The organism is Candidatus Bathyarchaeota archaeon, from assembly GCA_026014805.1.
Lineage (GTDB): Archaea > Thermoproteota > Bathyarchaeia > Bathyarchaeales > SOJC01 > JAGLZW01.
On sequence record JAOZHR010000024.1, the window covers coordinates 85524 to 108418 of the forward strand.

General features: G+C 43.0%; 25 protein-coding genes. 12 read left to right on the plus strand and 13 right to left on the minus strand.

What is annotated here, in order from left to right; all coding sequences use genetic code 11:
* Positions 1-471: 471 nt before the first annotated feature.
* Positions 472-957: a hypothetical protein gene (locus NWE91_06140; GenBank protein MCW3985969.1), complete on the minus strand. Its 486-nt coding sequence runs from the start codon at positions 955-957 to the stop codon at positions 472-474.
* A 53-nt stretch (positions 958-1010) separates the two neighbouring features.
* On the opposite strand from NWE91_06140, the gene NWE91_06145 reads away from it, so the two are divergent.
* Positions 1011-2081: a hypothetical protein gene (locus NWE91_06145; GenBank protein MCW3985970.1), complete on the plus strand. Its 1071-nt coding sequence runs from the start codon at positions 1011-1013 to the stop codon at positions 2079-2081.
* 5 nt (positions 2082-2086) lie between these two features.
* On the plus strand, positions 2087-3568 hold the full coding sequence (locus tag NWE91_06150) for a DUF87 domain-containing protein (protein ID MCW3985971.1): 1482 nt from the start codon (positions 2087-2089) through the stop codon (positions 3566-3568).
* A 29-nt stretch (positions 3569-3597) separates the two neighbouring features.
* Here NWE91_06150 and NWE91_06155 read toward each other — a convergent pair whose 3' ends face one another.
* The 5 genes from NWE91_06155 to NWE91_06175 form a co-directional block, all read right to left on the minus strand.
* Complete coding sequence (locus NWE91_06155) at positions 3598-3927, minus strand: hypothetical protein (protein MCW3985972.1); 330 nt, start codon at positions 3925-3927, stop codon at positions 3598-3600.
* 458 nt (positions 3928-4385) lie between these two features.
* Entirely contained in the window at positions 4386-5282 is an 897-nt protein-coding gene (locus NWE91_06160) for a toll/interleukin-1 receptor domain-containing protein (GenBank protein ID MCW3985973.1), read from the minus strand.
* Between the two features lie 293 nt (positions 5283-5575).
* Entirely contained in the window at positions 5576-6004 is a 429-nt protein-coding gene (locus NWE91_06165; protein ID MCW3985974.1) for a hypothetical protein, read from the minus strand.
* 218 nt (positions 6005-6222) lie between these two features.
* Positions 6223-7149, minus strand: coding sequence for a protein rep (locus tag NWE91_06170; protein ID MCW3985975.1), 927 nt, complete (start codon positions 7147-7149; stop codon positions 6223-6225).
* 81 nt (positions 7150-7230) lie between these two features.
* Positions 7231-8631 carry a site-specific integrase gene (locus tag NWE91_06175; protein MCW3985976.1) on the minus strand — a complete coding sequence of 467 codons (1401 nt, stop codon included), beginning with the start codon at positions 8629-8631 and terminating at the stop codon, positions 7231-7233.
* A gap of 165 nt (positions 8632-8796) precedes the next feature.
* Between NWE91_06175 and NWE91_06180 the strand changes: the two genes are divergently transcribed.
* Complete coding sequence (locus NWE91_06180) at positions 8797-9033, plus strand: Lrp/AsnC ligand binding domain-containing protein (protein MCW3985977.1); 237 nt, start codon at positions 8797-8799, stop codon at positions 9031-9033.
* 386 nt (positions 9034-9419) lie between these two features.
* On the opposite strand, the gene NWE91_06185 is transcribed toward NWE91_06180, so the two are convergent.
* Complete coding sequence (locus NWE91_06185; protein MCW3985978.1) at positions 9420-10508, minus strand: SPFH domain-containing protein; 1089 nt, start codon at positions 10506-10508, stop codon at positions 9420-9422.
* 4 nt (positions 10509-10512) lie between these two features.
* Positions 10513-11046: a hypothetical protein gene (locus NWE91_06190; protein ID MCW3985979.1), complete on the minus strand. Its 534-nt coding sequence runs from the start codon at positions 11044-11046 to the stop codon at positions 10513-10515.
* Between the two features lie 388 nt (positions 11047-11434).
* Here NWE91_06190 and NWE91_06195 point away from each other — a divergent pair, with 388 nt between their 5' ends.
* A complete protein-coding gene (locus NWE91_06195; GenBank protein MCW3985980.1) occupies positions 11435-13246 on the plus strand; it encodes a hypothetical protein in 1812 nt (603 codons plus the stop codon).
* A 58-nt stretch (positions 13247-13304) separates the two neighbouring features.
* Here NWE91_06195 and NWE91_06200 read toward each other — a convergent pair whose 3' ends face one another.
* From NWE91_06200 to NWE91_06215, 4 genes are all read right to left on the minus strand, one after another.
* Positions 13305-15500: an aryl-sulfate sulfotransferase gene (locus NWE91_06200; GenBank protein ID MCW3985981.1), complete on the minus strand. Its 2196-nt coding sequence runs from the start codon at positions 15498-15500 to the stop codon at positions 13305-13307.
* A 122-nt stretch (positions 15501-15622) separates the two neighbouring features.
* Positions 15623-16849 carry an MFS transporter gene (locus NWE91_06205; GenBank protein MCW3985982.1) on the minus strand — a complete coding sequence of 409 codons (1227 nt, stop codon included), beginning with the start codon at positions 16847-16849 and terminating at the stop codon, positions 15623-15625.
* 67 nt (positions 16850-16916) lie between these two features.
* A complete protein-coding gene (locus NWE91_06210) occupies positions 16917-17195 on the minus strand; it encodes a GNAT family N-acetyltransferase (GenBank protein MCW3985983.1) in 279 nt (92 codons plus the stop codon).
* Between the two features lie 17 nt (positions 17196-17212).
* A complete protein-coding gene (locus NWE91_06215) occupies positions 17213-17434 on the minus strand; it encodes a hypothetical protein (GenBank protein MCW3985984.1) in 222 nt (73 codons plus the stop codon).
* Positions 17435-17584: 150 nt separating this feature from the next.
* On the opposite strand from NWE91_06215, the gene NWE91_06220 reads away from it, so the two are divergent.
* The 4 genes from NWE91_06220 to NWE91_06235 all read left to right on the plus strand — a co-directional run bounded on the left by NWE91_06220 (position 17585) and on the right by NWE91_06235 (position 20518).
* Positions 17585-18646 (plus strand): DUF362 domain-containing protein, encoded by a 1062-nt coding sequence (locus tag NWE91_06220; protein ID MCW3985985.1) that lies wholly within the window; start codon positions 17585-17587, stop codon positions 18644-18646.
* Between the two features lie 439 nt (positions 18647-19085).
* On the plus strand, positions 19086-19520 hold the full coding sequence (locus NWE91_06225) for a hypothetical protein (GenBank protein ID MCW3985986.1): 435 nt from the start codon (positions 19086-19088) through the stop codon (positions 19518-19520).
* Positions 19521-19628: 108 nt separating this feature from the next.
* Positions 19629-20177 (plus strand): DUF4382 domain-containing protein, encoded by a 549-nt coding sequence (locus NWE91_06230; protein ID MCW3985987.1) that lies wholly within the window; start codon positions 19629-19631, stop codon positions 20175-20177.
* Positions 20178-20194: 17 nt separating this feature from the next.
* Positions 20195-20518, plus strand: coding sequence for a hypothetical protein (locus NWE91_06235; protein MCW3985988.1), 324 nt, complete (start codon positions 20195-20197; stop codon positions 20516-20518).
* Positions 20519-20591: 73 nt separating this feature from the next.
* Here the strand turns inward: NWE91_06235 and NWE91_06240 are convergent, their stop codons facing one another.
* Complete coding sequence (locus NWE91_06240) at positions 20592-20843, minus strand: zinc ribbon domain-containing protein (protein MCW3985989.1); 252 nt, start codon at positions 20841-20843, stop codon at positions 20592-20594.
* A 581-nt stretch (positions 20844-21424) separates the two neighbouring features.
* Between NWE91_06240 and NWE91_06245 the strand changes: the two genes are divergently transcribed.
* The 4 genes from NWE91_06245 to NWE91_06260 all read left to right on the plus strand — a co-directional run bounded on the left by NWE91_06245 (position 21425) and on the right by NWE91_06260 (position 22886).
* Positions 21425-21880: a 30S ribosomal protein S19e gene (locus NWE91_06245; protein MCW3985990.1), complete on the plus strand. Its 456-nt coding sequence runs from the start codon at positions 21425-21427 to the stop codon at positions 21878-21880.
* A gap of 16 nt (positions 21881-21896) precedes the next feature.
* Entirely contained in the window at positions 21897-22229 is a 333-nt protein-coding gene (locus NWE91_06250) for a DNA-binding protein (GenBank protein MCW3985991.1), read from the plus strand.
* Positions 22230-22231: 2 nt separating this feature from the next.
* Positions 22232-22387, plus strand: a complete 156-nt coding sequence (locus NWE91_06255; GenBank protein ID MCW3985992.1) for a 50S ribosomal protein L39e — start codon at positions 22232-22234, stop codon at positions 22385-22387.
* 166 nt (positions 22388-22553) lie between these two features.
* Entirely contained in the window at positions 22554-22886 is a 333-nt protein-coding gene (locus NWE91_06260) for a 50S ribosomal protein L31e (protein MCW3985993.1), read from the plus strand.
* Positions 22887-22895: the final 9 nt, after the last annotated feature.

Genomic DNA, 22895 nt, shown 5'->3' on the forward strand with positions numbered 1-22895 from the left:
TTGTTCTTTTTTTGCAAGATTCGGATTGTCTCGTCTCTGCGTTTGACAGTTTATAGTTCTTATGCACCCGCGTATTCACACAAGTCGCTTTAGCATTTCGTACAATTTTTTTGTTCTCATTACCATATGGGTTTTTTCTTTTCTTAGCGTAGACATACGATTTTCCGGTTCTTTCGTAGTTTTCTAAAGTGATTCTCAATGGCCGAATCCATACTCTTGTATCTCTCCATACGCGCGCGCATCAGGAACAGATTCTGCAGTTCTAAAATCTCCAATTGAAATAACAGAAGTCAATATCAATTTGAAACACACAGTGACCCATGTAGCCTGTAAATGATACAAATACTTCATTCACATTCGCAATTCTTTGAGAAAGTCTTTCGAGGCTAAATAAAATTCAGAGCTCCTAGCGTTGCAAACGCACACACCAAAAACACCCTACCTCACCCTCCCCTCCCCCCTATCGTTTTTTCACTTCTCTTGGTTTTTCTTGGTTTTGGCAATAGTTGGCGGTGGGCGTTTCTGCAGATAACGGTACCTTCTGGGCCTTCCCTCCCGTGTCAAGACTCCCTCTCGAACCAAATCGACCAACGCGTGCGCTACAGCTGTGCGATCATAATGAAAACCTCTACGACCCATTTCCCCATGAACTTCACCAAGGCTACGACCAAGTCCAAACCAGCCTTCCCGCCACAGATCCAAAATCAAACCTTTGCAGGTCTCTCGATAGCTAACCCCGACTCTTCCAGAAGAACTTGCACCATCCGCAACGACACCACCACTTTCAGCTAGCGCTTCCAAAACCCTACTAACAACGTCCCCCACTTCATCTACGCCACACTCAACCTCAACATCGATGCTCCCCACTTTCAACCGTACATGTACACGACCCTTGGCATCTCTGCTTTCAACCACTGTTTCTCGCCTATTGGTTATTGTATTGTGCAATTTGTTCATGCACAATACTTAAATGCCAAGAACACCAAACATAAAGATATTGGTGAATCTTGGTGAATGCACAATTACCTATAACAACAACACCAAAATATAATTTTCCACCCCAAAAAGAAGACCTACAATTTCCGCAGCAATTCATAGAGCTCAGCGTACGCTCCATGAAAAAATTAGTGGACAATCAACCATTTTTTGCAAGAAACACAACAACTCAACATTTTGCACGAGAAGAACCAAAATGTTTCCCTCCTTCGACAAGACTCGTGAAGCTGAAGCCAAATCATACAAAAACTCCCATAGTTGCAATAGACGTCTCAAGCATAAAACTGGGCGAAACCGAAACGGGCTTGTTACTTGCAGTAAGAGGTGCAATTGTATGGAAACAAGCTGATCGCTACCGTTACTTGCGATTGGGTCCTTTTCCTTTTCACATTACTGAAAAAAACAAAAACGATATTCACAACTTTGGTGAAAATCGCCAAACAGCACATATACAACGATACATTTCACCTAACATCCTTCACATGCAGCCCAGACTAACAACTCTTTTCGAACGATGGATACAGGCAACCATCAACCAGACAACGCATGGCAACCTTATTCTTTGGGACGGAAGTCTCACAGCGGGCACTCCTGAAACACCCGTACATAACATGGAACGACTGCTAAAGGAATCGCGTGACAATCAAAACACTATCTTAGCCTTTTCAAAAATGACACGACTACTTCTATATGGTCATCGCCTAACAGACCTTGCATGGAAATATCCGCCTCCATGCTTGCTCGAAATACAGGGCTATCCTGAGTATGGAGGCCCAATGCGCTTAATGGGTAATATATATGTGGCAAGGCTAACTAGGGGCTGCTGCAGTTTCCGATTGGATGTTGATAAGCAGTTGTCTCATACACAAGCGATTGAAGCGGTCCAAAGATTGCTTGGGAACGATTTAATTCTACAGAGTTATCCAGAAACTCTCCGTCTTGCTCATATATTCTCTACGTTCACTGCAACAGAGGTCTTAGGAATACAACGTTGCGTTGCAAGAGAAAACAACATAAGAATTTTAAGAAGGCCAAATGTACGTCGCATACTTTTTGGTCGCTTCGGCAAAGGACCGGAAGGTTAGTTGACTTGCGGCTTTATAGAAAAGAAGGTTCAACGGTGCATATCATAAGTTTCCCAAATGAAGAAGTTGAGAAAGGCGATTACTTAACTATTGAGGACCTCAAAACTGGAAAAGGTCTAATCGTTCAAGTCATAGACATACAATACGCTGACATACCAGGCATTCTGGAGGAATTGCTTCGAAACCATAATGATGGTTCCTATATAGAAGGGGAAGATGTAGATCCTTTTGAAGTGGCGACTCACATTGCCTATATTCAAGATGCACGCCTATTAATCTGCAAAATTCGAGCTACAAACAATAATGGCGAGTTAGTGCCTACGAGTTCTTGGCTTCCTTCCCGTTCTCATGCATCAATCAAGACGCTCCCAATTGAAAGGTTGCTTCCTCAGACAGAAATCAATGGGAATTATCAGATAAATCTGGGTGAAACAACAGAAAAGAAGCAGCTTCTCGTTGATTTGCGGGCTTTAGATGGCAGTCTAAACATTATTACAGGCAAAAAAGGAACCGGTAAGTCTCACATATCTAAACTGTTAACCCTTAGTCTGATAAGCCACGGTGCCCCCGTTGTAATCCTTGATTTGAACGGCGAATATACAGGCCTTGGTCAAAATGTTGATGGTAAACCCAACGAGTTTTGTGAAAAGATTCATGTTTTAACGCCTGGACAAAACCTCAAAGTGACTCTGGGGCAGCTGAAACTTCGTGTAATGCTTAATGTTCTTGTGAACGCGCTTAGTTTGCCAGGGACCTCTGCCAGGGAGTTTAAACGCATATGGCGTTTTCTTGAAGAGAAAGATGTTTTGACGATGCATGAGTTGGGTGAGGCGATAAGGAATTGGAAGTGCAATCAGCATGTGCGTGATGCTTTGTTATCTCGATATCATACGTTGTTGAATTCTGGTTTGCTTACTGACAACCCGGCACAGGCAACCTCGTTGACGAATTCGCTTCACAAAGCCCGAGTAGGTGGTGCAGTTGTGATCAATCTTCGTGACACATCGACGATAAATAGGCTTATTGTGGTTGAGTATGTGCTTGGCAAGCTTGTAGAGCTATTATCAGATTGGAAACTGCGAGCTATTTTTTTGTTTGCTGAGGAGGCGCACTTGTACCTGAGAGAGACTTACTGGGTTGACATAGTTACTCGGATGCGGCATTTTGGGGTGTTCACCACTTTCATAACTAATCAGCCAGATACGATTCGAGAGAATATTTATCGTCAAGCCGATAACTTGTTTCTCTTTAACTTTACTAATGGGCATGATCTAGAGACTGTTTCTAGAGCTTCTAAGGTGGATGCGGAAACTGTGAAGGCTGTGGCTCGAGATTTGCCGCCGCATCACTGTCTTGTTTTGGGGCGGGTTGTAAATGATTTTCCGATTGTTGTTAAAGTTAGAAAATTAGACGTGCGTGCGATGGGGCAAACGCGATTATTCTTTTCCAAACAGAACCGCTTGATTAATCCTCTTAGCAAGCTGTAGAAGAGCTGGCTACTATCTAAGTCTGTAGTTTACCAGAAGATTGCCCGTTTAGAGACTACCTCGACAATACAGCGTATTTTCCTGTCAGAACTATCACAAATGGAGATATCTCCCGTAGTCCCAATTTTTAATCGGTTATTCGGATTTACTGATATACCAGCTAGGATAATAGTGCCTTCTAAAGATAAAAGTTTTTCTTCCAAGAAGGCTTTTTTTCTGTGTAATTGGCTCTTTCCATTTTCCCATATCTCCTTGTTATGACATTCAAGGTATTCTCTGCTTGCTCTCTCACCTCCGTTACAATTTTCTTGTATTATGCATTTTACCTCCTGAACTAACGAGTAGTCGTTGAATTTCAAGGCGTATTTTCTTTCTCATCCACTAATTCAATGAGAAATGATATAATGTTGGTTGTCAATTGGACTTATATTTTGAATGAAACGTGATTCCCATTAATTGGAAAACTCATTTGAAACAAAACTTATGAAAATATGAAAGACTACGCTTCTAATGGATACTTAAATCTGCACGCAAGGCTGTCCGCCTTGCGCCCTCCCACCGCCCACCCCTGACCACAACACCCTATTCATAGCTGGAAACATCTGGCTGTTTCCAGACTTTCACCATTTGGCGAGCTGCGTTGCCTTTGTTCGGGCACACTGGCTTCACTCAGCCCCGTTGTTATCGTGCCCGAACCCTGTCGGGCGACATGGTTCCCCCTTTCATAAGGGAACCCACCATGTAACCGCAGTCGGCAACGGTCTCGCCTCAACGAAAATAAGGAATGATGCATGCATGCTGTGTAAGGGAGGGTTCTCTAACAATCCCCAGTAGGTTCAAAAGACCAGTTATTCTTGTCTCTCAAAAACGTCCAGCCAACTGGCAACAGCTCATGTGTCTGTCCATCAATCTCTATCAAGGTGACCTTGACCTCGATTCTCAGGTCTTCTTCAGTTTCAATACAAATGTCTGGAACGCTGAAGTTCCCGAAGAAGAGTATATAGGGATTCAAGTTCCATAGTAAGTTCCCATCATAGTACCCCATATATTTCCCGCCCCTCTTGCTCCCCTTAACTAATCCTAGGTCTCTACCGTCTAGAAAAACTCGTGCCTTGACCATTGCCTTAATTGGTGAATCACTTGAATTCCTTATATTGAACCCAACGTGAGGAAGCTCCCTTTTGATTTTAGGATTGTTCTGCACAACTTGAGTGATGTAGAAGTGAACAAGCGGGAAATGTATGCGCGCGCTCTCCTTGACAGTTAGTTGAATCGTGCGCGGGAGTTTCTCTGACTCTGGCTCATGGTAATATTTCAGCACACTGCGAAGAAGTTCGTTTTCAGTGGAAAAGGGAATTTGTTGGATGTCTCTTAAGGCGATGTTTTTTCTCAGCAGAGTAGTCTGGACATGGGGACGTAAGCCTCTTTCTACCATACACATGAAAACCTTCTTTTCACTATTCGCTAAATTGATTTCCTTTCGAATCTCACCAGACTTCTCAAAACCATCAGTCACAATCATCAGAAACAACCTACAACCACGAATTGCGCGGTCTCTGAATTTCCACCAAGTTTCAGTTCCCTGATATTTCTTTGGAATATCCTCGAATGCGAAGAAAGCAGTTATATCGCGGTCTTTAAGTCCATTCCATAGGTGACGAGAAAAATCCTTACCTGTGTCATCCCTATAACAAATAAAGATTTCATACTTCAAAACTTACCCTCAATTGTCCAATCAATCTGAGAATAGTTGGGGTGGATTATAAATAATCTCGCGCTTCCTTTCTTAATTTAGTCCTACTTTATGGATTAATTGTGGCTTTTCTGAGGATGCTTTGTATATGCATGCATAGATATTAATTCCATCTCTGAATGTCCTTCAGATACTCATCTAATAACTTAACTAGTTTGGAATCTAACCTCATGAACCAGACATACATGCATGCTAAGGTTTGCCCTATCCCAATGGACGCACATAATGAAACAGTCGAACACTTGAATCGGTTCTTATAGGTCTAGGTTTATGCTATAATAACTAAGAACCAGCTTGGGAACGCCTTCTATTATTCCATCTGTATCGACCGTAGCTTTGAAATATCCTATGCCATTTTTAGATACTTTTCCATCAACTTCGATTCTGTCTCGTTCCAGATGGTATTCCAGCGACAAATCATTGAGAGTGAATTTAAAGTCGTGGTCTCCAATTCTAAACTCGCACCAGATTGTTAGGTAGCTGTTGGCTTTCACAGAAATATCTACAGCTATTCCATTGATGAGTAAAGGTATATGTGCAAATTCGGCGGTGAAAACATTGCTTCCAGCACTGTTGAGAGGCACATTCATAGTTTCTGCTGACACAACATTGGTCTGAGAAAGTAATGACCAGATAAGAACTATTGCTGTTCCAACTGTTCCAAGCAAACCTATTTTTTTCATATTTCTTCTAGAACATATGATGTATTGCTCTATCCTATAAACATTTTTGAACTTATTAATCTAATTTTTTGGAGTATGTCCCTCGTGAGGAATGGACATTGAGACCATAAATAGCGCGAATTCTCAACATCCCGACTTAGCTGAATGAGTGTAGAGGCATGCATCTCCTTGAATGTTTTATAAGAAATGTAAAATAGCTTAAATGTTTTGCACTAAATCTAAGTGAGATATTCATCTACAGACGTAATCTGTTGCATATCTAATTTCTTAAACCAAATTTCCCTTTTCAAACGTACAACATCAGCAGGCACAAAGCCTAGAACAACAAACTTCTCATCTTGGATAATTTCACCTGTAAGTGTGCTTTGTAGTTGTTTTCGGTTTGAATTATGCAAGTATAAAATCAAGTCGGAGAGGAGTTCTCGGAATTTCCCACTGACACTGAAGGCTCGTTTGCGAAATGCCCAACAGAGACCCAATGTTTTTTTGGTTTTAGAATCAGCGTTTTTTACGTCAATCCCCTTAAGCAGATATTTTTTCAGATATGAGAATCCTCCTTGTAACGAACTCATCGCTTTCACATCAACATTGCTATGCCAACCCTTTGTGATGACCTGCTTGGAGTGAACACGAAATTGACCTTTCCGATCTCTGAACACAGGAAACCACGTGGATTCAAATAGTAAGATGCAATGGATATGGGGATAGCCATTCTCAAAGGACTCAAAGACCCGTACACAGGTAACTTTGCCAAACCGCTTACGAATAAACGCCATAAACCGATTAAATTCCACCCCAATATTTCGCCACGCTTCGTTGAACAAGCATCTCTTCAGATCATATGTCAAAGTTATCCATAATGCACGCGTCTGTTTGACTCCCCGTTCTTTGGGATTGAAAAACACGATCTCGTCAGCCATTGACGAGAGACCTTTGAACCGTTTGTACACTCTATAACGATAAACATCATTACCTCGTTTGGCACATTTTACTGCAAAAACCTCATTTCTCTGAAGATCGTTGTTCCATCGAGAGAGAATCATGTACATCGTTTCGTTAACCCATGCTAGGTATTGATCAACAATCTCGGAAACTGAATAGTTGAATTGACGATAGTCTCTAAGAAACGCCTCGAGAGAAACCATAGAACACGCAAGAAGAGACCTCCTAAACAATCACAACAAAGTAGAAAGAGGGAAAAATGCTTCAGAAACGAAGTTGCTTAACTATTCAGTATCTTTTGTTTTTTGCCTGACTCTTCTTTGCATTTCACGTTGCACGTCTGCAGGGATTTCATTCTTGGTTTTTGGCTTAACAAATTTTTCAGTAGCCTTAGCGATAAGTTCAACATCATCTTCAAGCATCTGTTTTAGAGCTTCTGCTTCACTTACTCCCATTGTCTTTGCAACTTCCTTGATTTTCTTTGACATGTACGGGGAAAACGTAACTTTCAACGGACGAAACTTTTCATCAGGATAATCCTCGCATATGTCCATTCTAAAGGAATTCAACAGCAGTTTCAGATTCTCAGAAGCATCTGCGTTATTCACGAATTCTACAAAAGGCTCTAGATCTCTAAGCTTTTCCTTAGTCTTGATGTTCTCTTGAGATAATGAGTCAATTATCAGTTTTTGTTTTGTAAGTTCTTCCTGAAGACTGCTTACGACACGCTGCAAAGAATCAATCTTATTCGTATCCATCTTTGGCTGTCTTTTTATGGTTAAGAACCTCTTCAGTTGCAGGAATTTTTTACGCAAATTAACTGTTGTTAAATAGGTATCGTCAGACTGTGCTACGGCTTTTCCACAGAGCTTCTTTCCCGCTGTTAAGCCGATTCCTGAATCTATGGCTGCGGAGAGAAACATCTTTCTGAAGCAATGGAATGTGAAGTTTTTTCCGTTCAAGTTTAATCGTGCTTTCTCTGCTAGTTTTTGGAGAAGACGGTTAATCCATTCGTCTGAAATGTGACGTTTTCCATTTGATGGAAAAAGGTATGCATTGCCTTTAGTATTTTCTAACGTGGGTAGATAGACTTTCAACAGGTCAACGGTTTCTTTTGATAGAAAGCCACAGGCAATAACATCTTCTTTATCAGTCATCATTTCGAATGAGATGGGTGCTTCCTGATCTAATATTGGTAAATCGTTTTTCTTTATTCTAATGAAGTCGCCGATCCTTAATCCTAAGTCTGTTGCCATGCTCAGAACTACTCTTTCTCGTAAGTCTGCAACATCAAACATTGCCCTTACATGGTCAATTGTCAACGGAAAATTCTTGGTTGTTTTGACTGTTTTGGAAATTTTGCTTCCTGTTCGGAATCGTATTCCCATTTGGTAAAATCTGAAGAGTTGTCTAATTCCGTTTGTCATGTTTCTGGCTGTATTGATTGAATATCCTTGATCTATTAGTTTACTGTGGAATTTTTCTATTTCTTTTTCGAATCTGGCTGCTCTGTTTCGGTATTCAATGATGTTTTCATCTGCTCGTTGTGTTAGATCGTCTTTTCTCAGTTCAAGGATATCTTCTGCACTTTTGCCGAACCATTCACAGAACTTTTTTAGCCCGTGTCTGTATCCTTTCTTAGTGTTCGAATTCGACACTGAATCTAAGAACTCTTTAACGCTCAATTCCACTAACCACACTTCCTTTATCTCGTGTAGAATATCAATCTTTCCGAAAAACCGACCATTAGTCGGGGCTACTCCCGCAATCTTCTCTTTTTTCTGCGTTCGTGTTCTAGTGGCAAAATAGATTAGAGGAGAGGAGTTATACATACCTGGTTTGATGTTTATATGGAAGCCTATATATTCATTAATTCCGACCCTCGAATTTTGTGGCAAATTACCAAGGCGGCGCTTAGGATTGAAGGAATAAAGATGGCACACGCTGTTACAGGTCAGTTCGATGTTATTGCCTATGCACAATTTGCTAACGTGGATATGCTTAGGAAGATTATAGACAGGGTTCGATCTTTAGAAGGGGTTCAACGAACCCAGACCGCAGTTGCAATACCACCTAGATTGGAATAGTTCGCGCTCACCCGCAAACCCCACTTTCTGTGTTTCGAGCCTGTTCTCTTAAGGAGTTCATAGGAAAGGGTGTTTTCGTGCATAAAGCTTGTACGTGGCCAAGCCTTTCCGTATAAAAGTTGTCAAAATCTTAAATAGAAGTTAATTATAGAAGGAGGTTCTGTATGATTGGTTGGGAAAGAAGTTTTTTAAACTTCTCCTTTCTCCCTGGGGGTAACCCCCCTTTCCAACCATGAGCTTTAAGCTCATGCATATATTATGTGGTTAGGATTTATAGAGTTATTCTCGTTGTTGATGTGTAATTTGTCAAGCTTGTGTGATGAGTGTTCGTTGAGCTTTTACATTGAGAGTATTAAAAAAAGAGAGGACGGTAGATGGGGTATGAGCTATTGCGAAAGTTTTTCTCCACAGTTCCCGCAGAATTTTGTTCCCGGAGGATTCTTAGTGTTACATTTTGGGCAAGTAATTTCATCGCCAGTTGTTGACTGAGCGAGAGGTTTACCGCAGTTTCCACAGAACTTCATACCTGCGGGGTTCTCGGCTTTGCAGTTTGGACAGATAACCGCGGGTTTTGGAAGTAAGCTTGACCCACAGTTTCCACAGAATTTCATTCCAACGGTGTTTTTGGCGCCGCATTTTGGACAAATAACTACTTCTTGTGGTTTTCCAGCTTGAGCTTGTTGCATTTGTTGAGCCATCATGAAAGGCATCATCAAGCCTAATCCTGCCCCAACGCCTGCTGCGGCTGCTCCACCGCCTCCAGTTCCTTTGAGTTCTGCTGCTGTTTCCTTCATGTACTGCATTGTCATGGCTTGTGCGCCAATTCCGGAGGCAAATCTTCGTGCTTCTTCTGGGATTTTGACGCCTTCGAAGACGCAGTCTATTATTTTTAGGCCGATTCTTGCGGCTTCGTCGCTGATTTTTAGTGCTACTTTGTCGGTTGTGACGTCTACGTTCTTTACGACGGTGAATATGTCGAAGCTGCCAAAATCGTTTATGATGCGTTCGTTCACGAATCCTCTGATGTAGTTTTCAACATCTTGAGATGTAGTTGCTCCTCTGTTTCCAAAGAACTCCATGACGAACAGTTTCGGATCTTCAACTTTGTAGAGGAGGTATCCGTAAAAACCTACTTCGGCTTGATATTTTATGTCGCCGCTTGGCGCGGAATAGGCTGTTCCACCGAAGTTTCCTCGGAATTGACTGTTGCTGACGAAAACAACTTCGCAATCGAAAATATCACCAATGATACCGAGAGCCTTCAAAGCACCAGTTAAGAGGGAAATATTTTTGCTAGTTATAGTGTGTCTTCCAGGGCCAAAAACATCATAGGCTTTACCATCTCTAAAGAAGACAGCCCACTGATTTTCTTTTACAACCACTTGGCTTCCATACTTGAGGGAGAGTTTTGGAAATCTATAAGCAATATCTTCTGCTCCCCCAAAATCCCATGAAACTTTTTCAATTACAGGCATTAATTTACATCTCCAAAGGTCTGAATTCCTTTTCTCTTTCGTTCCATTTAGATTCAAAGTCGAATATTAAAGACTTGATGTTTTTTACCTTTGCTTCCACACTAGCCCATTTTTCGGCTTCGCAATCGGCATACAGCCCATCAACCTTATTCACTATGCCTTTAACATCTTCGTTTAGTGCCTTGTCGTAGTTGAATATTCGAGCAAGCTCCTTCTCTCTTATGTATCCCTTGCGGTCCCACAGTCCAGCGTAGCCATAATCAGCACGGTTAACCTTTTCAGCAATCCTATCCAAGACTTGGATGACTTTTTTGAAGTGGTCTCCAGCAGATTTTTGTTCAGCGTTTAAAGCAGCCAAGTAGATTTCTTCCCATCTATGGCGTAGCGTCTTGAAATCCGCATAGTAATAATCGCGGAGCTTTCGGTCAAGCTCGCGCAAATCCTCTTTCGTTCCATACCCCCCAGTAATTACGTTTTGGATTTTTGCAAATACTCCTTGCCTAGCCTTAACTTTTTCAATTGTTTCCTTTTCCGCCATGAATAAATCTCCTAACAGTTTTGAATGAGCATTCTTATCCCTAAAAACTTTCCCGCGCAATGAGTAGCTTTACATTACAAAGTAATTTGTGATGTGGGCCCTAAAATGAGAAACATTAGGCTTGCGGATGATATCTCGCTTGTGGGGAGGGTTCAAATCTCACCCCCCGCACTTTTCAACGAACCTTCCCCGCTTTTTGATGTCATTCTCAATCAACTCTTGAGCTTCATTAGGAGACTTCGGATTTTCTAAAATCTATGCGCAAGTTATGCGCGCGCCGCGCGATGGCACTATGCAGGCAATCAAGTACATCGCATTATAGAAGACTATTACATAAATGTTTATAACGCTGCAATGAGTTTTTTATATTCGAGAAAGGAGAGCTACGATGAGGAATGAAGCATTTCTGAAGCGGATTCTTATTGCGCTCTCAATCAGTCTTTTGGCTTCGGTCCTCTGCATACAAGAAATAAAAGGTGTTGAATCACCACCAATAGAATGGAACAAAACCTACGGCGGAACAGGTTTGGAAAACGCGCGTTGCATGATTCAGACAAGCGACGGAGGATACGCTCTTGCTGGAGACACAGCATCTTTCGGAGCAGGGAATAAGGACTTCTGGTTGGTGAAGACAGACGCAAGCGGAAACATGGAGTGGAACCAGACGTATGGCGGAGTCCGCGCTGAGATTGCCTTTTCTGTGGTGGAGACTAGCGACGGAGGATACGCATTAGCCGGCCGCACAAAATCCTTCGGAGCGGAAATTGTTGACTTCTGGTTAGTTAAGGTTGATTCCTCTGGAAACCAAGAGTGGAGAAAAAGATATGGAGGTGCTGGCATTGAAGCTGCACGGTCCGTTGTGGAGACTAGCGACGGAGGATACGCATTAGCCGGTTTCACAGAGTCTTTCGGAGCAGGGAATAAGGACTTCTGGTTAGTTAAGGTTGACTCTTCTGGAAACCACGAATGGAACAAGACTTACGGAGGCGCTGGCATTGAAGCTGCACGGTCCGTTGTGGAGACTAGCGACGGAGGATACGCATTGGCCGGCGAAACGGGCTCTTTTGGAGCTGGAGACGTTGATTTCTGGTTGGTTAAGGTTGACTCTTCTGGAAACCACGAATGGAACAAGACTTACGGAGGCGCCCTTGTGGATGGTGCTTTTTCTGTGGTGGAGACTAGCGACGGAGGATACGCATTGGCCGGTTTCACAGAGTCTTTCGGAGCCAGTGGCTCAGATTTCTGGTTGGTTAAGGTTGACTCTTCTGGAAACCACGAATGGAACAAGACTTACGGAGGAGGCGGAAATGACCCTGCTCATTCGTTGGTTGAGACAAGTGTGGTGGAGGCTGGTAATGGAGGTTATGCGCTTGCTGGCTTCACGGTGTCTTTCGGAGAAGGAGGCCAAGATGGTTGGTTAATTGAGACCGACGCAGATGGAAACATGGAGTGGAACCAAACATACGGGGGCAGCGGCAATGACGCTTTGAATTCAGTAGTGAAAACCGATGATGGAGGTTATGCCTTAGCCGGTTTCACAGAGTCTTTCGGAGCGGGGAATAAGGACTTCTGGTTAGTTAAGGTCGCTCGTGCATGGGAATATACCTTTGCGGTTAACAGCTCACCGACTGGAGTAATGTTTACAGTTGATAGCGTTTCCAACATGACCCCTTGGCTTGGAGCCTACGAAGAAGGTACATCTGTTAGCTTAGAGATGCCTGAGACACATGCTGTTGGAAATTCAAAATACTATTGGAACCAATGGAGTGATGGAAACACTAGTCGTTCAAGGACTATTATTGTGGATGCAAATATTACACTGACTGCTCAATACACTGGACCATACTACGAACTGACCATAACATCATCACCAATCACTGGTGTGTCCTTCACCATCAATGGGGATCCACAAACCACTGTATACAGTGATTGGCTGCTTGGAGAGTCACACACGATTGTGATGCCTGAGACACATGAAGGTTATGTTTGGTCTCATTGGCTGGAAGACGGAGACACCAACAGGGTGAAAACACTGGCATTAGCAGGAACAACAGCATATACAGCGGTATACAGCATACCTGTTGGGGGCACCACGATTTCCGTTGAATCTGGGCTTTCAGCTTATTGGACAGCCTCAATTCTCACAATTGCATTTGCATTTGCAGCTTCTAGCTTCATTTTAAGACGAAAACTCACTTGAGAATGGCCACATGGCTAGACGATGTTGCCAAGTGGTCGCGCGTGCTGAGGGTTTTCTCTCACCAGCTTCTTCCGTAATTTCCGGCAGCTAGGACTACGTCGAATATGTCTATTGTGCTGCTTCCATCTATGTCACAGTTTGGAATATAGCGGGGATCTCCTGCTACAGCGCCATAGGACCCAGCTATCATGACTATGTCAAAAATGTTTACTTTTCTATTGCCGTCAACGTCACCAGCTATTGTGACAAGCACCCAAAATGCAAAGGTATTATCTTCCATATCAATCTCGCCATCAACTGGGAAGACATGAGCTTTGAGGCTGTAATTGCCTTCTGCATAGCCCGTTGTATTCCACTCAAAATAGACACTCGCAGAGTTTTGGGAGATCAAGGTTATGTTAGTTAGCAATCCAATGATTGTTGTTGTAACATTTAACGCTGAACTAAACGTTTCATCATAGTCTCCTTGGTTTCTAATAGTCACATTTACGTACGTTGAGTGGCCCTGCCCAACTACAGTCTTGAAGAGGGTAACATTGGTAATTGCCAAATCATGAGAAAGCAATGTCAAGCTACCATAAGTACAGATGTTATCTAAGATGTCAGTTTCGTTTGCCACAATATCTGCCGCAACACTCAGAGTATAGTTGCCACCTGCGAAACTTGAAGTATTCCACGCAAAACTCATGAGTTGGCTTTCACCCCCCTCTAAATTATCGACAGTCTCCTCCCAAATGGAGGTGGCGTTTGCATAGGCTGTCACATTAAACGTTTCAGTGTAGATACCCTGGTTCTCAACTTCCACATTTATCGTCAATTCCTCACCTTGAATCACTGTAGTCTTGTCTGCAGTGACATTAGATATAGCGACATCGTTAGGGCGAATCAAATCAAGCAATCCTGGAAAGTCTCGTCCATAGCGATATGTCTTGAACACGTTGTTCCTTACTTCGTTTGGAAAGGCGTTAAAATACTCCCAAATCACCTCTTTTTCGGGAGTCACTTCGAGGAAGAGGCCATCCTGTCCGCTACAGATAAGCGTGTTCCCGTTAGGTAATCGTTGGGCTCCTGATATTCCGCTGGAGTACAGGCTTGTTGGAGGTTCAGCGGTGTATATCCACACTTGTTCTTCAGGTCCATAGGCAGAACCAGGTGCAATGAAGTAGCTTCCGTGAGCTGACACAGGAGGCACAATCTCATCTACGGAAGAGTATGATCCGCCTGGTCTGTTATTACCATTGTTGAAGACTAGGATGTTTCCCTCTCCGGGGCATCCTGGCTTGACCCATTGAGCGTCGTGTTGTTGATAGAACTTCTGATCATAGGCGTCTCCAGCTCGGTAGTTCTGGGGGTTACCCCAACGGTAAAGAATGTCACCACCCTTTCCACTATTGCCTCCAGTATGACCAGCAGCTTCCTCGGTTGTCGTACTGTGGTCGATCACCCATACTTCCCTGAACCCATTGACACTGAGCAGGATCTGATCTAACTCTTGATTATAGTCAATGGAATTGATGTGATTCCAGTCGGCAAAGGGTTGACCATAAACATTTATGTCTATTAGCTCCGGATGGGCAGCTACATTGCCATAGTTTTCGGCAAGCGGGTCAAAATCTTGAATTAAATGGTCCCAGACATGCCACTCCCATGTGATGTTTCCTCCAGTTGAACCATATGGTTCAACCTCAATGACATGATCTGGCCAGAGCTCTCCACCGGGCAATAAGCTTGGATTACGACCTGCAGTTATCGACTCCTCATACGATTTGCATTCCCATGCTATCATGAGCACGTTACCATTAGGAAGTGGTTCTATGTCATGGTGAAGAAGATGCTGATTATTCGAATATTCATATTCCCAGACAACTGTTCCATTCCAATCAATCTTTTGAGCAAGTCCACCCGTGCCACCTCCAGCAGTAAAAGAAGAATTAGCTGGAAGCCCGGGGAAAGCGGTGCGAAGAATCGACCCGTTCTCAAGTAGATATACAGAGAGGGCTGGTCTATAGTCACTTTCCCAGGTGTGAATGACCTCTCCACTATTATCGATCATGTACGTTGTGGTTGAGCGCATCGGAGCAAACAAAGTGTAACCGTCAGAAGACTGTGTGCATGTCGCGTATGCGCAAAGTCCATCAGACATGTAAATTGCTAGTGGCGTCCAACCAAGATTAGCTACAGCGATGGAAGACAGTGTCACAAGGGAAATCTTGATGACACATAGAATGAAAGCTGATAGCATTTCCTTTTTCATAGCCGTTTCCAAGGTGAATTATCTGATGGATTATCCTCACGTTTGCTAATACAAGAATACTATTGTCACCCCTTCTCAAAAACGTTTTGAAGCGCGCGCGCATGAATTGATGTGTGAATAAACTATCCTTTCAATCCCCGTATACAAGCATGAAAAACTCTGCATCCAAGCCCAAATGCGACTATCAACATGGCTGCACTTGCGAAGAAGGGAGTGGCTAGTCCAGCAAACTCAAAGAGAGAACCCCCGATTAGAGGACCTGGAACAGTTGCCATACTTGCTACCGAATTTGCCACTCCCAAAGTGCCTCCCTGCTCATTTGCAGGGGTAATTTTTGAAATGAAGCTAGGCACAACCGTTCGCATTATCCCGCTACCAGAAGCTATCATCGTTAATGAGAACATAAAAACTGCAATGTTTGGAACTAAAGGCATCAGAAATATTCCTACCATCATCAGCAGAGGACCGAATACTATGAGCTTTTCTTCGCCAAACTTCTTAGTCAGCCTCCCAATTGCCACACCCTGCAAGATGATTTGGACAGCACCAATATACATAAAGAAATAAGACATCTCAACGGACCCAAATCCGAAAAAGGCTACACCAAGAAGAGGCACTATTACAGGTATAGCTGAGAAGGATAGGAAAACGATGAAGAAAATCATCAAAACAGCTCCTATCAAGGGTTTTGTGAAAGCAGCTAGTAGCCTATGGAAAAAGCTACTGGTGGATCTAGGCGACAATAGAAGCTCTGAACTTTCTTTGTTAAGTGATTCTGGGAGGAAGAACAATACAAACAGAAGGTTTACCAAGGTCAAAAATACAGCAGCGAATCCAGGTGCCGAAAACCCATATACACTCAGGAAACCTCCTATTGCAGGCCCTATTATAAAGCCTGCTCCATGAGCAGCACCCACCTTACCTATTCCAGATGCTCTTTCCTTTTTACTTGTGATGTCAGCGATGTAAGCTTGGGCCACTGCAGTCTCAGTAGCCAATCCAGCCACGATCCTAGATAGGAGGAGCATGAAGAAGGAGTTGGCAAGCGCAAAGAGGAGAAAACTTGCTACTGAGGTCAGGATGGATATTATGAGAACTGGTTTCCTTCCCACATTGTCCGATATTCTTCCTAATATGGGAGAAAAAATGAATTGCATTAATGAGAATGAAGCAACTAAAATACCCAGAGCAGCGGATCCTGCTTGGAAAGTTTCTGCATAGAATGGCAGAAGAGGAATTATTATTCCAAATCCTGTTGCATCTATGAAGAGCGTCATTACAATTACGAGAATAGGAGAACGTCCAAATCTTGTCTGTCTAGAGTTTCTTAGATCTGTCTTCTCACTCATTGTTCTTTTTCACTTTCCATATGTTCGTATGAGTCTGATACAGTGTTTTTATGACTTGTAGAAGAAACTATGAAGAACCTAATTGAAGTTGATAAGTGGCTAGATCTAGTCTCTTTCCCCAAGGTGCATCAATAGTCACTTCCTTCACCAGTTCAAAACCATTTTTCTCATAAAACCTTCTAGCATGAGTTTCATCTTTTCCAGCATTCACAACAATAACTTTAGTTCCTTTCTTCTTCTCATCCTCAACAGCTTGTTTTAGAAGTTGAGTTCCAACACCTTTCCTCTCATGAGTTGGAAAGACAACAATACGATCTAGTTCTGCTGTTTTGACATCTTGCTGCATTGTCTGAGCAAAACCTACTATTTCGTCATCCTCAAGGCTATGTAGAAGGTTGCCTTTCCAGCAGTAGCTACCTTGATTAGTGTTTCCTCAGCAAGAGCTTTCCTCACATAATCTTCTGGAATGCCAAACTTAGCAACATTTTCTTGGTAAATCTTACTATTCTTGTCTTCCAAGAAATGGAGAAATCTCTTACTAAGAGTCTGAATATCTCCTTGACTAGCCTTCTTAACAACAATCATGGTTGGTATAAGTCTCCAATGAATATCTCACAATCTATTTTCTAACGTTTTATGTCTTGCGCGCATGGAGAAACGGTAATTCGTTCAGATAGAAAGGTTTTTTTGCCAAAGGGTCCTGTCAACTAACTTCGTATAGGTGGTGGAGGAGCGTTGACCTCGAGAGTCGCTATAATCGAGTTTAATGAAGACATAGTGAAGTCACTAAACCAAGTTCTCGATCAGATTGGGGGAATAGATGATCTAAACACTGCTAAGAGATCTGTTGTTGTCAAAGTTGGAGTTTTTAGTCATAAAGCAGGAAACCATACATCAGTAGGCGTGGTTGACGCCATCAAAAACTGCTTCCGTAAGGCTCCGAAGATCTTCCTAGCTGAATCTGATAACTATCAAGGCACCAGTACAGAGAGGCTTCAAATCTGGAAAGAACTCTTCACAGAACGAATTGTTCCCTTCAACCTCTCAGATGACTCGGATACTAGAAGTGTGAGGCTTGCGGATCAAGAAATGAATTTGTCGCATATACTTTTCAAACCCAATGTCCTGGTTGATACACACATACTGCGTTCCTTTGAAAGTGGAAGTATCCTTAAGAACCTGTTTGGATGCATTCCAACTTCTAAGAAAGCAAAATATCACAAGATTCTTCCAACGCTCCTCGCCGATGTTTATGAAGCAATAGGTGGAGTAGATCTCGCCGTGCTTGACGGGACATACTTCTGGCGCGGTGCAGGGGATGCTCCCGTACAAATGAATACCCTGCTAGTGGGGAGAGACGCAGTTGCTGTGGAGACAGTTGGAGCCACTCTTGCAGGTCTTAATCCTCAGAAGATGCCGGTGATACAAGAATTTACGAAGAGAGGCCTTGGAGAAGGAGACCTTGGAAATATCAAGGTCGTAGGAGCTTCCTTTGAGCGTCTTAAAGAAAAATTTTTGACCGCTGTATTGACCCAAAAGAAGATACTAGCACAGCGCAGAGGGCCTCAGACTTGGGGGGGTCATGCGTACCATGCACTTGAAGGGTTGATTCGTGAGGGATTTTTCAAACATCCAAATAAGAGAACAATAGAAGATGTGGCTAAAGCCTTAGAGGCTCAAGGGCTCTCGACTAAAGGCAAGGAGGGCAAAATCGCTAATTCTCTTGCTCGAAGAGTGAAAAAAGGAGTCTTGAAAAAGTCTAAGGTCTCAAACGGATGGGTTTACTGGACAGAATAGTTCAGTTGCAGAGAAAAGGAGGAGATTGGGTGATATCTCCACTACGGGGAGGGTTCAAATCCCGTGTTATCCCTTTCTAAGCTCTAAGCAGTCAGCGAAGAATAGTAGTCCCTGTATTATGAAGTACAATCCTACAATCCATTATAATAGGTCTGGGAAGACTATCACGAGTATGCCAAAGATGATGGCTATTAAGGCAAGAACTGGTTTGGAGACTGTGACACCGAGCTTCTTGAGCCTTCTTTCTATTGTTTCACCCATCGAAATCTCCTAAAATCGCGCTATTCATTAGAATGAATATAACATTTCTTCAATAATTTCCACCAGTTAGGAAACGATCAAGCTAAAAAAGTGTGGATTTTCAGTTCATATTCCTAGCTCATAGGATTTTTTTGTTCAGAATCTTGACTAAAGCATCAGTTGTATTGAGGTTAGCGGCTTGGAATTTGATGAAGAGAACGTTGCCAGCCAGTTGAAAGGTAACACTCTTCGAGTTTACTGGCACGTACTTCGGTCTCCCAACGATACTGTAGGAGCTAGAGAAACCCAAAGAAAGCTTGGATTTTCAAGTCCCGCACTTGCCGTGTACCATTTGGATAAGCTTGTTGATCTGGAGTTAGTGGAAAAGATAAGAGGAGAATATCATTTGTTGAAGAAGGTCAACGTGGGGATTCTAAGACAGTTCATTAGAGTTGGAATGTTCATTCTTCCCAGATACTTACTGTACGCTATGCTATTTACTACGTTGCTCATTTTCTACACAACCCAAGTTAGAATGTTCAACTTTTACAGCGTCTTTGCTTTAGTGTTTGGAGTTCTAGGCACAGGAATCATGTGGTATGAAACGCTTCGAATATGGCACCAAAGACCTTAGCTGTTCAAAAAGTTGAACAGTATATTGATAAACTGTTCAAAAGCATTGTATTAAATCAGGCGACACGCATAATTTCTCAATAACAAATGGAAATTCAGAGGTGAAATAGTGGTTTACAACAACCGCAAACTTGTATTGGGAGGCCTTGGCGGCGTTTTGATAGCCGTTCTAATCATAGCAAGTTTCGTATGGATTGGATACCTGCCCACCGTACACGCGACAGGTCAGCTTGTTGTGAAGATCAAAGACGCTCCCTCGGAGTTGGAAGAACTTTGGTTAACCATAGATACGGTTAAAGCGCATAGGAAAGGTGGAGGAAACACGACATGGTACAATGTCTCAGTAACGCAAACAGACCCCTTCGACCTGCTGAGTTTGACTGACTTCTCCATCGTGCTGGCGGTACAAGAACTCTCAGTTGGGAACTACACAGAGATAAGATTCCACATCGTTGACGCCAATGCGACCATCGATGGAACATCAACACCCTTGAATGTTACCACACAGTGGATGAAAGTCAAAGCTCACTTCGAAATCAAAGACACACAAGTAACCGCCGTAACTATAGACATAGACATCAACGAAGACCCTATTCTGAACGCCAACATCCTAATGCCTGTAGCCATCGCCGATGTGATCGTCGAATACAATGGATAACACGGATGTGAGAGAGAATGCTGGAGAGACCTAGGCAGATTCCGAAGACCTACGTGCATACAAGAGCACAAATTTTCGAAACCCCCGGTCCTCCAATTTTTCGCGGTAATAAACAGACAATAAATGCGCTCTACGATTTCATAGATATAGTACGAAAACAGAGAGGTAACCGCTTGACAGCCAAACAGACCAGAGTTTTGATCAAAGTTGCAAAAGTACTGATATCCTATATTGAAGCAGGGAAGTTGCCTTGCATTTCAGACAATGACATCCGAGACACCGATTCCATGACACGACTAAAGAGAACACTTGCGAAGTACATTCCTGATTCGGTCCTTTAACGAGTGCATAGCTCCACCATCCTTTCTGTCTAGTCTATCCGAACGCAGAAAAGGTGGAGCGCTCTATAAAGAATTAAAGTTTCTTTCCGCAACTGGCGCAGAAATTAGAATGCGGAGGAACTGAAGAACTACAGTGGGGGCAAGTTGAAGGCATAGAATCTTTTCGTTTCTCTGTCTTCTCAAGAGTATCAACTAACCCTTTTCCGAAACTCTTTGTAACACTCCAAGCTTTCTTGATACCTTTTCCGATGAGCTCACCAGTTTCCTCAGCCACATCTTCGAGCTTGACAGGCTTCTCTTTTTCTTTAACTTCCGATTCACTCAACTAATCCACCTCGGCTCATAACTCAAAACATCGAGAACCTATAACTAAACTTTCCGAAGCTTAAATCATTATTGGAAGCTCACATTCCCATATAGATGCGGAGTCTCTTCTACAAAGACAACATCTTGCCTGTAATGCCACTTATTGGAATGATCTTGATTTCCCCAGTTTTAGTCGTCGCCACTGAGCTTCATATATCGGCGCAAAAACTAAGGCATGTTCTGTTACCTCAAATGCTTCTTTAGCGATCCTCCCAATGTCTGGGGGCCTCTTTACCGTTCTCTTGCGAATGATGTCTAGTATGATATCGGTGATATCTCCGCTGTGTGTAGGGTTCAAATCTCTCTCGACCAACGATTCCAGAGTAAGAGCCCATATTCTATTTAGATAATAATTCTTCTAAGACATATCATATTTGGAGTCTAATAGAACGGTCTACTAACTGGTTCCTAATAGGACGGTCTTCCCTTTGTGCCTGGAATATATGCAAACCAGCCCAACGACAAACAAGCCAATGGAGAGTAAGCTTTTATAAGAGGCTTCATGAATCTTTTGAGGGAAAATAACCGCGGGTAATAAATTTGCCAACACCATATGATGTCCCTGCACAAATCTTCATCAACAAATTAGCTCAGTACATAGAGGACAACATAGATCATGTCACCCCTCCACCATGGGCGCCCTACGTAAAAACAGGTTCCTGTGCAATACGGCAACCTCAAAACCGAGGCTGGTGGTACACGCGTTGTGCCTCACTTCTCCGAAAAACTTACATGAACGCGCCAATCGGAGTTGGAAGATTGAGGGCAAAATATGCGGGAAGAAAAGACATGGGGGTTCGCCCAGAACACGTGAGGAAAGGTGCAGGAAGTAACATTAGAAAACTCTTTCAACAACTTGAAGCGGCTGGACTCGTTGAAACCGTGAAAGGGCAAGGTAGAGTATTGACAAGTGAGGGTAGACGACTGCTAGATACGATGGCCACCGAGATAAAAAAGGAATTAGAGAAGAAAATACCTGAACTGGCAAAGTACTAAACAAGGTGAAGTGGCTGTGAGCGAGGACGAAGAAATCGAAGCACTGCGGAAAAAAAGACTGCTTGAACTACAGCAGAGATTTGCCCAAGAACAACAACAAGCTCAAATACAACAGCAAGTCGAAATACAAAAACAAGCGTTACTCCGCCGCATACTGTCCACAGACGCCAGACAACGCCTCACAAACATAAAAATGGTGAAACCTGAATTCGCAGCACAAATCGAACTCCAACTCATACAACTCGTTCAAACAGGACGCCTGAAAATCCCCGTAGCCGACAACCAGCTGAAAGAAATATTAGCCCGATTACAGTCTCAACGTCGAGACATAAAAATAAGGAGAAAATGACCATGGCAAGAAACAAGCCAACTGCAAGGAAACGTAGACTAGCAAAGGCTGGAAAGCAAAAAAAGCCAGTTCCAACGTGGGTAGTAGCGAAGACTCTAGGTCGAGTTAGAAGACACCCCAAAAGTAAACATTGGCGGCGAAGCAAACTTAGGGCGTAGAGGAGGCGGTTTTTTGGAAGAAAACGCTGAGGAAGCGCAAGAGAACGAAAAGCAGGAAGAACTTCCAGCAGAAGAAGCTGAGACTCTAGAAAAACCTGAAGTTGCCGAGGAAAAAGAGGAAATAGTTGAAGAAGCTGCTGAAGAAGAGGCTTCCGACGAAGAAAAGATTGAAGAAGAAGCGCCACGTCGCCGGGAAAAAGAGGAAGAGGAATTTGTTGAAGAAAGAATCTACACAATACCACTGCGGCGTGCTTGGATGATGCCCCCAAAAAAACGGGCTCCAAAAGCCATCCGTATCATGAAAGCCTTCATTCAAAGACACATGAAGGTTGGCGAAGTAGCTATCGAGGAAGAAGAGGGAGAAGAGGCAGGAAGAATAATAATTAGTAACGAAGTTAACGAGGAAATTTGGAGTCGGGGAATCGAGAAACCTCCTCGGAAATTAAGAATTCGCGCTGCGAAAGATGAAGAAGGCAATGTAACTATTTTCCTAGCTTAGGAGACGACT

Bases quoted from the DNA above. Each gene is read 5' to 3' on its own strand.
- NWE91_06205 (MCW3985982.1), bottom strand. From the start codon at position 16,849: ATGAGTGAGAAGACAGATCTAAGAAACTCTAGACAGACAAGATTTGGA.
- NWE91_06185 (MCW3985978.1), bottom strand. From the start codon at position 10,508: ATGCCTGTAATTGAAAAAGTTTCATGGGATTTTGGGGGAGCAGAAGAT.
- NWE91_06215 (MCW3985984.1), bottom strand. From the start codon at position 17,434: ATGATTGTTGTTAAGAAGGCTAGTCAAGGAGATATTCAGACTCTTAGT.
- NWE91_06235 (MCW3985988.1), top strand. From the start codon at position 20,195: ATGCTGGAGAGACCTAGGCAGATTCCGAAGACCTACGTGCATACAAGA.
- NWE91_06200 (MCW3985981.1), bottom strand. From the start codon at position 15,500: ATGAAAAAGGAAATGCTATCAGCTTTCATTCTATGTGTCATCAAGATT.
- NWE91_06190 (MCW3985979.1), bottom strand. From the start codon at position 11,046: ATGGCGGAAAAGGAAACAATTGAAAAAGTTAAGGCTAGGCAAGGAGTA.
- NWE91_06255 (MCW3985992.1), top strand. From the start codon at position 22,232: ATGGCAAGAAACAAGCCAACTGCAAGGAAACGTAGACTAGCAAAGGCT.
- NWE91_06140 (MCW3985969.1), bottom strand. From the start codon at position 957: ATGAACAAATTGCACAATACAATAACCAATAGGCGAGAAACAGTGGTT.
- NWE91_06195 (MCW3985980.1), top strand. From the start codon at position 11,435: ATGAGGAATGAAGCATTTCTGAAGCGGATTCTTATTGCGCTCTCAATC.
- NWE91_06180 (MCW3985977.1), top strand. From the start codon at position 8,797: ATGGAAGCCTATATATTCATTAATTCCGACCCTCGAATTTTGTGGCAA.
- NWE91_06210 (MCW3985983.1), bottom strand. From the start codon at position 17,195: ATGCAGCAAGATGTCAAAACAGCAGAACTAGATCGTATTGTTGTCTTT.
- NWE91_06170 (MCW3985975.1), bottom strand. From the start codon at position 7,149: ATGGTTTCTCTCGAGGCGTTTCTTAGAGACTATCGTCAATTCAACTAT.
- NWE91_06165 (MCW3985974.1), bottom strand. From the start codon at position 6,004: ATGAAAAAAATAGGTTTGCTTGGAACAGTTGGAACAGCAATAGTTCTT.